Origin of the sequence: Pseudomonas sp. UBA2684, from assembly GCA_002354655.1 — a bacterium.
Lineage (GTDB): Bacteria > Pseudomonadota > Gammaproteobacteria > Pseudomonadales > Pseudomonadaceae > Aquipseudomonas.
On record DELY01000050.1, the window covers coordinates 422,254 to 435,638 of the forward strand.

A 13,385-nucleotide genomic window follows, 5' to 3' on the forward strand; every position below is an offset into this window, starting at 1 on the left:
TACTCCGTCGTCTGGCCGGGGTGAAAAATAATGCACGCGCTGTCGAGATAATATCGGATGAGGCGCCCAATATGCCGGACGCCGTCGACGCTCGAGATTGTGGCTTGATTGATGCCGTACAGAGCGGCTGGTTCCTGAACGCCACTGACGAACTGTTTTCTGGCTTCCCCATCGACCCGCAGGATGTTGTGCTGGATGTTGGCTGCGGCGCAGGTGGCGCGACCTTGTTCTGCGCCAACCGCGGCGCCCATGTAGTGTTCAGTGATGTGGTTCCAGAGAAAATCGAGGCCCTGCGGCAAAAACTTGAGCAAACCCCCGCTCGGGCCGTTGAAGGTCTGGTATCCGACAGTAGCCCGCTACCACTGGTGGCTGAATATGCCTCTCGGGTAATTGCCCTGGAAATGCTTGAGCACGTTGATGACCCGGCAGCCGTGCTGCGCGAACTGGTTCGGGTGGGGCGTCCAGGGGCGCTCTACCTGTTAGCAGTGCCTGACCCGGTTGCCGAACACATACAGTTGGATTGTGCCCCGGCACATTATTTCCAATCGCCCAATCATATTCATATTTTCGAGCGCGAAGCCTTCGGCCAGTTGGTTGAGGGGGCTGGGTTGGTCATCGAGCGCCGCGCGTCCTACGGGTTTTATTGGAGCATGTGGATGCTGATCTACTGGTCACAACTCAAGGCCTCCGGCAAACAACAGACAGGTGAAACTCATGACGTGGTGCATCCGCCCTACTCACCACTCCTCGACAACTGGACTGGCCTCTGGCACCAGCTTATTCAAATGCCCGAGTTTTCTCCGGTTAAACAGCAACTGGATCGCCTGATGCCTAAAAGCCAGGTCATTGTTGCGCGTAAGCCCGGTTGATCCGTGTCCTCAAGGCTCACTGTCCTACTATGAGAATCCGCACATGCTGAGTCGGCTCAAGCGCCTACTGACCCCACCTTCCGAGCCACAGCTTGCCCGCGAGTCGGTACCTCAGGCACCTGTCCCCGCAGAGCCCGACATCGATATCGGTCTGGTCGATATCCACCTCAGTGGCTGGCTGCAAAATGACACTGGAGAGCTGGTCAAAGGGTTCGCCATCGGACCTGAGGATTCAGTGCTGGATATCGGTTGCGGTGCAGGCGGCTATGCCCTTTTCAGCGCCAGACAAGGTGCGGAAATGATTCTTGCCGATGTCGACGCCGAGAAACTGGAAACTGCTAGACAGCGCCTGCAAGCCGAAGCCGCGCGAAGCGTACAAATTCTGGTTACCGACGCCAACCCCATCCCACTGCCTGACGGACGAGTCAGCAAGGTCGTAGCCATGGAGGTGCTGGAGCATGTCGATGACCCAGCGCAATTTATGGCCGAGCTCGTTCGTGTTGCCAAACCTGGCGCACAGTTTCTACTGACCGTACCCGATGAAATCATTGAGGGCGTACAGAAGCATATCGCGCCACCTGTCTATTTCGAGAGCCCTAACCACATCCGCATCTTCAAGCGCGGCGAGTTGGAGCGTCTGGCGATGGATGCCGGTCTGGTCGTCGAGAGCAGCATGCAATATGGCTTCTACCACTCGGTATGGTGGTCGCTGTATTGGGCTTGTGAAAATCAGCCGCTTTCGCCACCGTGGCATCCGTTGCTGGAAAACTGGGCTGAAACCTGGTCGACCCTGTTGTCGCTGCCAGCCGGTCCGCAGATCAAGGCAGCACTGGATGCGGTGATGCCGAAAAGCCAAGTGATAGTCGCGCGCAAACCTTGAGTCGAACGGTCGAGATGAAAAATAGAATCGAAGATATCGAGTTATTGCGTGGTTTGGCGGTGCTGTTTGTTGTTGTCTATCACGCCAGTACGACCTTAATGACGTGGACAACTCCAGCCTTGACCCGCTTCTATAGCTACTTTGGCGGGGGCTTTGGCGTTGACCTGTTTTTCGCAATCTCAGGCTTTGTTATCGCCCGCGATCTAGTGCCTCGACTACAAAGCAGTAATGATTTTTTATCTGCACTACGAATTACCTTGGCCTTCTGGACACGACGAGCATGGCGCCTTTTGCCCTCTGCTTGGTTATGGCTAGCCATTATTTTACTTGCCGCTATTGGGTTCAATCAGTCGGGTACATTTGGCAGTTTCAGAACTAACTTCGAAGCCACCATTGCCGCTGTTCTGCACGTTGCAAATATCCGTTTCGCTGAGCTATTTATGCAGTGGGATTACGGCGCGAGCTTTGTGTACTGGAGTTTGTCGCTGGAGGAGCAGTTCTATTTGGCGTTTCCGTTTCTTATATTGTTGACCCGTCGATTATTACCCTACGCCCTTGTAGGGATGGTTTTATTGCAACTGTTTACACTCAGAACACCGATGCTCATGATGTTCCGTACCGACGCGCTGGCCTTGGGTATCTTAATTGCGCTCTGGAGTGCACATCCGTCCTACAAGTTGTTCCAGCCCGCCTTCCTTGCGCGTGGTTGGTGGGGGCCTGTCATTCTTGTTGGCCTGCTGGCCTGTCTAGCGGCACTCGGCACCGATCAACTGCGGATAGTCTCTGTACGAATTGGCATGATCGCACTCCTCTGCGCAGTACTTGTTCTGATCGCTTCGTATGATCGAGATTACCTTTTTCCTCGCGGTGCTTTCAAAAATCTAATGATTTGGTTTGGTACGCGCTCGTACGCCATTTACTTGATCCATGTTCCCGCCTTCTTCTTTACCCGCGAAATATGGCATCGTCTTTATCCGGATCAGGCCAGTTTCGGTGATCAATTTTTTTATCACTTCGTGCTCACGGCCGGAGCGCTGATTATTGTGCTTAGCGAACTTAACTATCGCTTTATCGAATGTCCACTGCGTGAGCACGGCAAACGCATCGCACAACGCATGTTAACCGGGCGGGAAATTTCTGCCGGTACAGATAACCCTATTCATAGCCGTTGAAAACCGTCAGCACTACTGCAGCCAGGATGCCTTCGCCCATGCCATTCATTTCCTACGCGCAAAATTTTGAAGATGTGATGCTGTGGCGGGCCCTGAGATTTTTCGGGCCCGGTTTCTATATTGATATCGGCGCCAATCACCCAACCCACGACTCAGTAACGCGCTCGCTGTACGAGCGCGGCTGGCGCGGCATCAATATTGAGCCGGTGCTGCACTACCACCAGTCACTGTGCGACGAGCGCCCCGAGGATATAAACCTCTGCGTGGCAGTAGGTGACCGAGAAGATGAACTGGTGTTCTTCGAGTCACCAGAAACGGGGCTTTCAACCCTCAGTCTGGACATGGCGCAACTGCAACAAGCCGAAGGCATTCCTTTTATCCAACGTACGGTAAAGACACGAACCCTGGCCAGCATTTGTGAAGAGCATGCAAACCATGAGCGACCGTTTCATTTCCTTAAAATTGATGTCGAAGGTTTTGAAGAGCAGGTGCTGCGTGGAATGGACTTCCAGCAATGGCGCCCTTGGCTCATCCTCATTGAGTCACCATTTAACAGAGAGCCAGAATGGCAATCCATTATCTTACAGGCGAACTATCAACTCGCCCTGTGCGACGGCATTAACCGCTATTACGTCGCGCAGGAAAAACTCGAGTTACTTGCGCCACTGTCTATGCCGCCCAATTTCCTTGATGAGTTTCAGCTGTGTTACGGGCACCGCTTCAGCCACCCGGTCGTGGACATTGAACCGCTGCAAGTAAACCTGAAAAGCGCCATGCAGCGTGCCGATTTTGCTGAGGCGCAGTTAGCCGCGATTTACAGCAGCCGCCTGTGGAAGGTGGCAAGGCTAATCACCTCGTTGAAGCGATTGGTTGCCGCTCGTTAGCTGAATATCAGATAACAGCACAAGGTACGTGGGCAGATTAAAGTTCGCTCAGCTAAAAGCTCGGCACAGTTCTTCGCTCTCCCTGATCCGCTGCAAACAGGTTGAACACGCATGAGAAAGAAAATATTGGTGACCGGGCTGTCAGGATTTGTCGGGCAGCACCTGCAGCGCCTACTCGTCGGCACCCAGGCAGCACTTGACTGGCAGTTGCTGCTACCTGAGGGCAGTTATGATCTGCTCGATAGCGCTGTGCTAAACCGCATGCTGGAGCAGCACCAGCCGGATGCGGTTATCCATTTGGCGGGCCAGACATTCGTTCCAGAAGCATTCCGCGATCCGGCACGTACCCTCCAGGTCAACCTATTGGGCACGCTCAACCTGCTGCAAGGCATGAAAAATACAGGCTTCGACGGCACCTTCCTCTACGTCAGTTCCGGCGACGTATACGGTCAAGTTGCAGAAGCTGACTTGCCAGTCGTCGAAACATTGATTCCACAGCCGCGAAACCCCTATGCAGTGAGTAAAAATTCGGCTGAATTACTCTGCTTGCAGTGGAGCTATACCGAGCCCTGGCGCATCATAGTGGCACGCCCGTTCAACCATATCGGTGCAGGTCAGGGCGAAGCTTTTGTCATCTCCAATATGGCCAGACAGATAGCTCGGGTTCGCCTAGGGTTGCAGTCGCCGCGCCTGGATGTCGGGGATATTGATGTAACCCGCGACTTTCTGGATGTGCAGGATGTCATCGAGGCTTACCTGCTCCTGTTGGAGCATGGCCGCAATGGCGAGGTCTATAACGTTTGCTCTGGCAATGAACGTCGGGTTCGCGACCTGATCAAAGAAATGGCCGAATTGGCCGGGGTGAAGGTGGAGCTGGCGCAGGACTCCGCGCGGATGCGCAGAGCCGAGCAGCGTCGGGTTGTCGGTAGCTCCGACAAACTACAAAAAGAGACCGGGTGGAAACCTGGCGTAAACATCACGGAGACCCTGCGCAGAGTGCTCTCTGACTGGGAAGAAAGAGAACGACAATAATGAGTAAAAGTGCACTGATTACCGGGCTTACCGGGCAAGATGGGGCCTATCTGGCGAAACTGCTGCTGGACAAGGGTTACCAGGTTCACGGTCTGGTGGCCCGGCGCAGCAGCGATACGCGTTGGCGTCTGCGCGAGTTGGGTATCGAGTCTGAGATCAACTATCTGGATGGCGACCTCGCCGATGCCAGCTCGGTGCAGCGGGCGGTGTTTAAGGCACGTCCCGATGAAGTCTATAACCTCGGCGCACAGAGTTTTGTGGCAACCTCCTGGGATCAGCCGATCACCACCGGTATCGTCGATGGCCTGGGCGTTACCCATATGCTGGAGGCGATTCGCCAGTTCAGCCCGGAAACGCGTTTCTACCAGGCCTCGACCAGCGAGATGTTTGGCCTGATTCAGGCTGAGCGGCAGGATGAGAACACGCCGTTTTATCCACGTAGCCCTTATGGGGTGGCCAAGTTGTACGGTCACTGGATTACCGTCAATTATCGCGAAAGCTTTGGCCTGCATGCCTCCAGCGGCATCCTGTTCAACCATGAATCGCCGCTGCGCGGTATCGAGTTCGTCACCCGCAAGGTCACCGATGCCGTCGCGCGAATCAAGCTGGGTAAACAGCGAGAGTTGCGTCTGGGTAATATCGACGCCAAACGCGACTGGGGCTTTGCCGGCGACTATGTCGAGGCAATGTGGTTGATGTTGCAGCAGGACAAGGCCGACGACTATGTCGTGGCTACAGGTGTGACCACCACTGTACGCGAGATGTGTCGCATTGCTTTTGCCCACGTGGGCCTGGACTACCAAGCGCATGTGGTGATCGATCCGGCTTTCTTCCGCCCAGCCGAAGTAGAGGTGTTGCTGGGCAACCCGGGGAAGGCCGAGCGGGTACTGGGCTGGGCGCCTAAGACCAGTTTGGCAAGCCTGATCCAGATGATGGTGGACGCCGACCTTAAACGCGTGGCCAAGGAGTAGGTCCATGTTAGTTCCCGTGATTCTCTCCGGCGGTGCCGGCACCCGGCTGTGGCCGGTATCCCGAGAAGGGCAGCCCAAGCCCTTTATGCGGCTACCCGATGGCGAGTCGTTACTGGCCAAGACCTACCGACGGGCCGCCGAGCTGCTGGCCCAGGGTGGCGATATCGTTACGGTGACCAACCGCGACTACTACTTCCAGAGCAAGGATCACTTTCTTGCCGCCAAGCTGCCGCGTCAGCATGCCCACTTTATCCTCGAGCCCCTGGGCCGCAATACCGCCCCAGCCATTGCCGCGGCGGCGCTGGTGCTGTGCGAGCGCTACGGTGATCAAGTGATGATGGTGGTGATGCCCGCCGACCACCTGATTCAGGACTCAGATGCCTTTGTCGCGTCAGTGAAACAGGCCGCTGCACTGGCCGCAGATGGCTACCTGGTCACCTTCGGCATCCGTCCTACGGCACCCGAAACCGGATTTGGTTATATCGAAGTCGGCACGCCGCTGGATCAGCAGGGCGCTGCCTTGGTCGAGCGCTTTGTCGAAAAGCCTGACCAGCACACCGCCGAACACTACCTAGCCAGCGGCACGTTCCTGTGGAATTCGGGGATGTTCTGCTTCACCGCCAGCACCCTGCTAGGAGAGCTCGAAGCCCATGCCCCCGAGTTGCTCGAATTGGCCGCTGCCTGCGTGGCAGCGAGTCCTGCCCAGGATCTGGGCGCGGTGATGCAACAGGAGCTGAATGCCGAACACTTCGCGGCCCTGCCGGATATTTCCATCGACTATGCACTGATGGAGCGTTCGAACAAGGTCGCAGTGGTCCCCGCAAGTTTCGGCTGGAGTGATATCGGTTCCTGGGGGGCCATGAGCGATCTGGTCATACCGGATGCGCAGAACAATCGCGCGACGGGCGAAGCGATCTTTATCGACAGCCGCAATACCTTCGTACAGAGCGAAGGCCGCCTGGTGGCGACAGTTGGGGTAGAGGACTTGATCGTCATCGATACGGCCGATGCCATTCTGGTGGCCCACGCCGACCGTGCCCAAGATGTAAGGCAAGTGGTCAAACGCTTGAAAGACAACAACCACGATGCCTATCGCCTGCACCGCACCGTGAGTCGCCCCTGGGGCACCTATACGGTGCTGGAGGAAGGCCTGCGTTTCAAGATCAAACGTATCGTGGTCAAGCCCGGCGCAGCGCTATCGCTGCAGATGCACCACCACCGCAGCGAACATTGGGTGGTGGTCCAAGGCATGGCCAAGGTCACCAATGGTGACGGAGCGCGCCTGGTCAACAGCAACGAATCGACCTTTATCCCAGCCGGGCACAAGCACCGCCTGGAGAACCCTGGGGTGATCGATCTGGTCATGATTGAAGTGCAGAGCGGCGAATACCTGGGCGAGGACGATATCGTTCGTTTCGAAGATCAATACGGCAGGATTCTCTAGTGGCGATCGGCATGGTACGTGCGGTCTGGAATTACCGCGGTTTTGTCCTGGGTAGCGTCAAGCGCGAGTTTCAGACGCGCTACCGCAACTCCTTGCTGGGCGCGACCTGGACGATCCTCAATCCCCTGTCGATGATCATCGTTTACACGGTGATCTTCTCCCAGCTGATGAAGGCCCGCCTACCCGGCGTGGATAACAGCCTGGCCTACGGTATTTATCTGTGCGCGGGAATTCTCGCCTGGGGCTTTTTCGCCGAGGTGATTGGCCGTAGTCAGTCGGTGTTTCTCGAACATGCCAACCTGATCAAGAAGCTCAGCTTCCCGCGTATCTGCTTGCCGCTGATCGTGGTGCTGAATGCCGGGGTCAACTTCGCGATCATTTTTGCGCTGTTTCTCGGCTTTTTACTGGTGACCCAGAACTTTCCCGGTTGGGCCATTCTTGGGGTGATTCCGGTCCTGTTGATTCAGATCGCCTTCTCCATTGGCCTGGGCATCATTCTCGGGGTGCTGAATGTGTTCTTCCGCGATGTCGGGCAATTCACCGGGATCTTTCTGCAGTTCTGGTTCTGGTTTACCCCCATCGTCTATCCACTGTCGATTCTCCCCGAAGCAATCCAGCCCTGGATCGCGATGAACCCGATGGTGCCGCTGATTTCTGCTTATCAGGGCATTTTTGTCTATGGTCAATGGCCCGACTGGTCGGCGCTCTGGCCGACCGCGCTGTTCGCGACAGCACTTTGCCTGTTGGGCATGCGCTTGTTTCGCAAGCGCTCCGGCGAAATGGTGGATGAGCTCTGATGGGCAGTATTCAAGTTAGCCAACTGGGCAAGGCCTACAAACAATACCCCACGCGCTGGTCGCGCCTAGCCGAATGGCTGATCCCCTTCTCGGCGCCGCGCCACCAGTTGACTTGGGTGCTGCAGGACGTCTCCTTCCAGGTCAAACCTGGCGAGGCGCTGGGTATTATCGGCGTCAACGGTGCAGGCAAGAGCACGCTGCTAAAGATGATCACCGGCACCACCCAGCCCAATGCAGGGCGTATCCAGATCGAAGGGCGCGTTGCCGCGCTGCTCGAGCTGGGCATGGGCTTCCACCCAGACTTCAGCGGTCGGCAGAATGTCTGTATGGCGGGTCAGTTGCTGGGCCTGAGTATGGAGGAGTTACAGACGCTGATGCCCGAGATTGAGGCCTTTGCCGAGATCGGCGAGTACATCGACCATCCGGTGCGCACCTACTCCAGCGGTATGCAGATGCGTCTGGCCTTCAGCGTGGCAACCGCGCGCCGCCCCGATGTGCTGATCGTCGATGAAGCACTGTCGGTCGGCGATGCCTATTTCCAGCACAAGAGCTTCGATCGCATTCGCGAGTTTCGCAAGGCGGGCACCACCTTGTTGATCGTGTCGCATGATCGGCAAGCGATTCAGTCGCTTTGCGACCGCGCCATCCTGCTGGTCGGCGGCCGGCTGGCGTTGGAAGGTGCGCCGGAAGAGGTGATGGATTTCTACAGCGCGATGCTGGCCGAAAAGGAACAGCAAACGGTACGCCAGGAGCGCTTAGCGGGGGGGCAGATTCGCACCATCTCCGGTACTGGCGAAGCGGGTTTTGCCGATGTGGCCCTGATCAATGAGCAAGGACAACGGATCGAGGTGGTCTCTGTCGGTAGCACCGTCACGTTGCAGGTGATCGTCGATATCAAGGTCGATATTCCGCGCCTGGTGCTGGGCTTCATGATCAAGGACCGTATGGGGCAGGCCATCTACGGCATCAATACCCATCGCCTCAACCGGTCACTGGAAAATCTCACCGCAGGTGAGCAAGTGATTTATCGCTTCGAGTTTCCCGCACGTTTGGGCAAGGGCAACTACTCCATCGCCTTGTCTCTGTCGCGTTTCGACTCGCACCTGGACACCAATTACGAGTGGCGCGATTTTGCGCTGGTGTTCCACGTGATCAATATCGCGCAGCCGGACTTTGTCGGGTGCGCCTGGCTGGACTCGCGCGTAGCGATTGAACGTACTGTCCCGCTGCCCTCACCGGCGGGTCATTGAGAGCCGATATGCGTTTATTAGTTGAATGTACCTATGTGTTTGAGCACCCCGACGATAACTCGGGGATTCAGCGTGTCGTGCGTAATGTCATTAGCCATCTGCGCGCAGTGAACGCAGAGGTCGAATGCATCCCCGTCATGATGCAAGGCGGGCAGGTGCATCGAGTGCTGAGTCTGGCGCCCTTGCCGACTACGCGGCTGTCGCGTGTCAGCCGGTTGCGCGTGAAGCTGGAGCACTGGCGCAACCGCTACTGGTATTGGCACGCGCGTCTGGAGCGGTTCTGGCCGATGCGCAGTTCGCATAACGTGCGACGAGCGCTCTATATCCTGTGTCGACTAGGCAGCATGAGCTTCAGCGTTCCCTTGCGGTTGATCGACCGTTTCAACGACGACACGCCAGCCCCTGAGCGTGCCGTGCCTCTGCAGACTCGTCCGGGCGATCAATTGGTGCTGCTGGACTCCTCCTGGCATGCCGATTTCTTCCCATTGGCAGAGCGATTGAAAGCCGAAGGCGTGGGAATCGTCTCGGTGATTTACGACCTGATCCCCCTCACCCATCCGCAGTTTTGCGATGCTGGCTTGGTTCGTGTGTTCGACCGCTGGTTTGAGTGGATTGCCCAGACTGCCGACGGCTTCATTGCCATTTCGGCCACCATCGGCGATCAGGTTCGCGCCGAGGTAACCCGCCGCTTGGGCCGCGAGCAGGCCGAAAAACGCTGGTTCGATCACTTCCACCTGGGTTCCGAGCTGGACCTGGCTGCCGTCAGCCCGCGCCTGGATAAGACGCTGGTGCGCCTGTTCGATGGCCATGCCCCGGTTTACTTGATGGTCAGTACCATTGAGCCGCGCAAGAATCACGCTTACTTGCTGGGTGCGTTCGAGCAGCTCTGGGCCAAGAGCTCACCTGCGTGCCTGTGTATCGTCGGCCGTGTCGGTTGGAAGTGTGACGCGCTAATCGAGCGCATCAAGAGCCATTCGGAGTTGAATAAACGCCTGTTCATGTTCAACCAGCTCGACGATGCGGGCTTGGAGCATGCGTACAGCCATGCTCGCGCGCTGGTCTTCCCCTCGTTTGTAGAGGGTTTCGGACTGCCGCTGGTGGAAGGCATGCAGCGTGGGCTGCCCGTGATGGCCAGCGATATCCCGGTGTTCCATGAAATTGGCGGTGACTTCATGGCTTATTTCGACCTGCACGATACGGCGTCGTTGGCCTCGCTGATCGAGCGGTTCGAAGCCAGTGGCGATTTCCCGGCTGCGGCCGCGATGAGCAATTGGTCCTGGTTGACCTGGAACGCATCGACCCAGCAGTTGATTGCGCGGATTACCGCGCATCTGAGCCAGTCCGCTCCTGGACAGAAGACGTTGTGTGATGTCGATGCGCTCTACGATCGCCCTTAACGCCGGGATTCTTCGAGCACCACGTACTGGAATCGGACATTACCTGGCTGAGCTGGCAACGGCGCTTGATGCCGAACGCGATCTGCAGCTGCAGTTCTTCAACGGCTGGAGTTGGCAACGCCAGTTGCCCTCGGCGCCTATGCCCGGTTATTCGCGTTGGAGTGGATTGGCCAAGCAGTGGCTGCCCGGCGCTTATCGGCTACGCCGACTCCTCGAGCAACAGCGTTTCAATGCGGGCCTGCGCCATCACCCCGTGGCGCTGTATCACGAACCGAGCTTGTGGCCACTGGCTTTCGACGGGCCGATGGTGATGACCCTGCACGATCTGACGCATGTGCATTACCCCGAAACCCAGCCGGCCGATCGCCTGGTCGAGATCGAACGGCATGCTGCACGCAGCGTGCAGCAGGCGCAGCGGATACTGGTCGATTCGCAGTTCGTCGCTGGCGAAGTCGCGGCATATTACGCTGTCGATCGAGACAAAATCGTGGTCGCGCCACTGGGCTGCGCGCCACGCTTCCACCCACGCGATGAGCGGCTATTACGTGAGCCTTTGCAGCGCTTGGGGCTTGAACCTGGCAAATATCTGATATGTGTAGGCACGCTGGAGCCGCGTAAGAATCTGCAGCTGGCCTTGCGTGCCCATGAGCGACTGCCGGTCAGCCTGCGGCAACGCTTTCCATTGGTCATCGTCGGCATGTCCGGTTGGCGCGGCGATGAATTCGCTGAATTGCTCCAGCGTGGCCTGGCCGGTGGGCATGTGCGTTTGTTGGGCTATCAACCGGATGAGGTATTGGCAGAAGTGCTGGCGGGTGCACGGCTGCTGGTGTTCCCATCGCTCTACGAAGGTTTTGGTCTTCCCGTGTTAGAGGCCATGGCCAGCGGTATACCGGTCGTGCTTAGCGGCACGGCGTCCCTTCCAGAGGTGGCAGGCGACTCGGGAATCTATGTCGCTCCAGACGACGAGGCCGGGTGCACCGAGGCCATCGTGCAGTTGATCGACGACGATCGGTTGTGGGGCAGCCGCCGCGCTGCTGGGCTGCAACGCGCCAAGCATTTTTCTTGGAAGAACTGTGCGGCTATAACCGCCGGTGTTTATCGACAGGTCATGGAGAGCTAATGCGCGTTCTGCATTTTTTTAAGACTTACCTGCCTGAGTCGATGGGCGGCATTGAGCAGGTCATTTATCAGCTCTGTCAGAGCGGTGTGGCCGAGGGCATAGACAGCCAGGTGCTGACGTTGAGTGCCACACCGGAACAGCAAGAACTGATCCTGGGCGATCACCGCGTGCATCGGGCCAAGCTGGACTTTCACCTTGCCTCCACGGGGTTCTCTTACAGCGTGTTCAGGCGCTTTCGCGAGCTCGCGGCTGAAGTGGATGTGGTCAATTACCACTTTCCCTGGCCTTTTATGGATGTGGTGCATTTCGCATCCGCAGTCAGCAAGCCGACAGTGGTGACCTACCACTCCGACATCGTTCGGCAGAAGTACCTGCTGACGCTGTACAAGCCGCTTATGCATAAGTTTCTCGGCAGTGTGGATCGGATTGTGGCGGCTTCGCCTAACTATCTGCGTACCAGCGAAGTGCTTGCCCGGCACAAAGACAAGACGCGGGTCATCCCCTATGGTCTGGATAAAGCCTCCTACCCAATACCCTCGATCGAGCGGATCGCGCACTGGCAGCAACGCTTCGGCCAACGCTTCTTCCTGTTCGTGGGGGTGATGCGCTACTACAAAGGCCTGCATATTCTGCTGGAGGCGGTAAAAGGCACGGGCTATCCAGTCGTCATCGTCGGTGCCGGCCCGTTGGAGCAGGCGTTGCGCGCGCAGGCGCAGGCTTTTGGATTGCACCACGTGCACTTTGTCGGGCGCCTGGGTGACGAGGACAAGGTCGCGCTACTCAAGCTGTGCAGCACCATCGTCTTTCCTTCGCATTTGCGCTCGGAAGCCTTTGGCATATCCCTTCTGGAAGGTGCAATGTATGGCAAGCCGATGATTTCCAGCGAGATTGGTACGGGCACCAGCTATATCAACATTCATGGTCAGACGGGGTTGGTCGTGCCGCCGAGTGACCCACAGGCTTTCCGCGAAGCCATGCGCACGCTGTGGGATAACCCGGAGCAGGCGGCGCAGATGGGGCAGCAGGCAGAGCGCCGGTACGAACAGCTGTTCACTGCCGAGCGAATGGGCCACCAGACGGCCGCCCTCTACCGGGAACTGCTGGCCGGCAAGCGTTCAGGGCGTTGAGTGTTGAGCGCAGGATAGTCAAAGACCGAGGGCTGTAGCGACTCAGCGCCAGAACGGCTTCTCCAACTCGGCAAACCGCGCGCTCGGACTAATCCCCGCATCGGCCAACAAGCGCTCATCCAATGCCGCCAATTGTCGGCGTGTGCGGGCGTTGAGCTGCCAGCGTTTTAGGATCGTCGGCAGGCGGGCGAGCCATTGAGTGCGTGGCGGGTTGAGTGTGAGGGGGCTGCTGAGGCTGCGCTCCATGGCGATAGACCTTCCCGCGCCAGGCGGGTGTGGGGGTATGGGTATCCATACTGGCGCAGGGGCAATTCAGGTGGCAGTCACAGCAAGGTGAAATTGTATTGGCTCAGTTTCGGATTTTAGCCAACTGTTCTGTTGGCAATCCGTATGACCTGTACTGGCGGTGCTGCAATCGGTTGTCTAGTCCTGAAATAGGTTT

13 protein-coding genes are annotated in these 13,385 nt (G+C 57.5%); 12 read left to right on the top strand and 1 reads right to left on the bottom strand.

From position 1 onward, the window contains the following. Nucleotides 1–71: 71 nt before the first annotated feature. From B3M58_RS19655 to B3M58_RS19710, 12 genes are all read left to right on the top strand, one after another. Complete coding sequence (locus tag B3M58_RS19655; RefSeq protein WP_296221705.1) at nt 72–869, top strand: class I SAM-dependent methyltransferase; 798 nt, start codon at nt 72–74, stop codon at nt 867–869. Nucleotides 870–912: 43 nt separating this feature from the next. Then, a complete protein-coding gene (locus B3M58_RS19660; RefSeq protein WP_296221674.1) occupies nt 913–1,749 on the top strand; it encodes a class I SAM-dependent methyltransferase in 837 nt (278 codons plus the stop codon). A 14-nt stretch (nt 1,750–1,763) separates the two neighbouring features. Further along, entirely contained in the window at nt 1,764–2,921 is a 1,158-nt protein-coding gene (locus B3M58_RS19665) for an acyltransferase family protein (RefSeq protein WP_296221676.1), read from the top strand. Between the two features lie 38 nt (nt 2,922–2,959). After that, nucleotides 2,960–3,805, top strand: coding sequence for an FkbM family methyltransferase (locus B3M58_RS19670; RefSeq protein WP_296221678.1), 846 nt, complete (start codon nt 2,960–2,962; stop codon nt 3,803–3,805). Nucleotides 3,806–3,916: 111 nt separating this feature from the next. After that, nucleotides 3,917–4,837 (top strand): GDP-mannose 4,6-dehydratase, encoded by a 921-nt coding sequence (locus B3M58_RS19675; protein WP_296221680.1) that lies wholly within the window; start codon nt 3,917–3,919, stop codon nt 4,835–4,837. Continuing rightward, a complete protein-coding gene (gene gmd, locus B3M58_RS19680; protein WP_296221681.1) occupies nt 4,837–5,808 on the top strand; it encodes a GDP-mannose 4,6-dehydratase in 972 nt (323 codons plus the stop codon). Before B3M58_RS19675 ends, gmd begins: the two co-directional genes overlap by 1 nt. Before the next feature lie 4 nt (nt 5,809–5,812). Continuing rightward, entirely contained in the window at nt 5,813–7,252 is a 1,440-nt protein-coding gene (locus tag B3M58_RS19685; RefSeq protein ID WP_296221682.1) for a mannose-1-phosphate guanylyltransferase/mannose-6-phosphate isomerase, read from the top strand. Further along, nucleotides 7,252–8,049, top strand: coding sequence for an ABC transporter permease (locus B3M58_RS19690; protein ID WP_296221683.1), 798 nt, complete (start codon nt 7,252–7,254; stop codon nt 8,047–8,049). Before B3M58_RS19685 ends, B3M58_RS19690 begins: the two co-directional genes overlap by 1 nt. Beyond that, nucleotides 8,049–9,299, top strand: coding sequence for an ABC transporter ATP-binding protein (locus B3M58_RS19695; protein WP_296221685.1), 1,251 nt, complete (start codon nt 8,049–8,051; stop codon nt 9,297–9,299). The genes B3M58_RS19690 and B3M58_RS19695 overlap by 1 nt, the downstream gene beginning before the upstream one ends. A gap of 8 nt (nt 9,300–9,307) precedes the next feature. Next, nucleotides 9,308–10,696, top strand: coding sequence for a glycosyltransferase family 4 protein (locus B3M58_RS19700; protein WP_296221706.1), 1,389 nt, complete (start codon nt 9,308–9,310; stop codon nt 10,694–10,696). Continuing rightward, complete coding sequence (locus tag B3M58_RS19705) at nt 10,674–11,816, top strand: glycosyltransferase family 4 protein (protein ID WP_296221708.1); 1,143 nt, start codon at nt 10,674–10,676, stop codon at nt 11,814–11,816. Before B3M58_RS19700 ends, B3M58_RS19705 begins: the two co-directional genes overlap by 23 nt. Then, the gene (locus B3M58_RS19710) at nt 11,816–12,943 is read left to right on the top strand and encodes a glycosyltransferase family 4 protein (RefSeq protein ID WP_296221686.1); all 1,128 of its coding nucleotides are present in this window, start codon (nt 11,816–11,818) and stop codon (nt 12,941–12,943) included. Before B3M58_RS19705 ends, B3M58_RS19710 begins: the two co-directional genes overlap by 1 nt. Before the next feature lie 42 nt (nt 12,944–12,985). On the opposite strand, the gene B3M58_RS19715 is transcribed toward B3M58_RS19710, so the two are convergent. Beyond that, nucleotides 12,986–13,189: a DUF1127 domain-containing protein gene (locus B3M58_RS19715; protein WP_296221688.1), complete on the bottom strand. Its 204-nt coding sequence runs from the start codon at nt 13,187–13,189 to the stop codon at nt 12,986–12,988. Between the last annotated feature and the right edge of the window lie 196 nt (nt 13,190–13,385).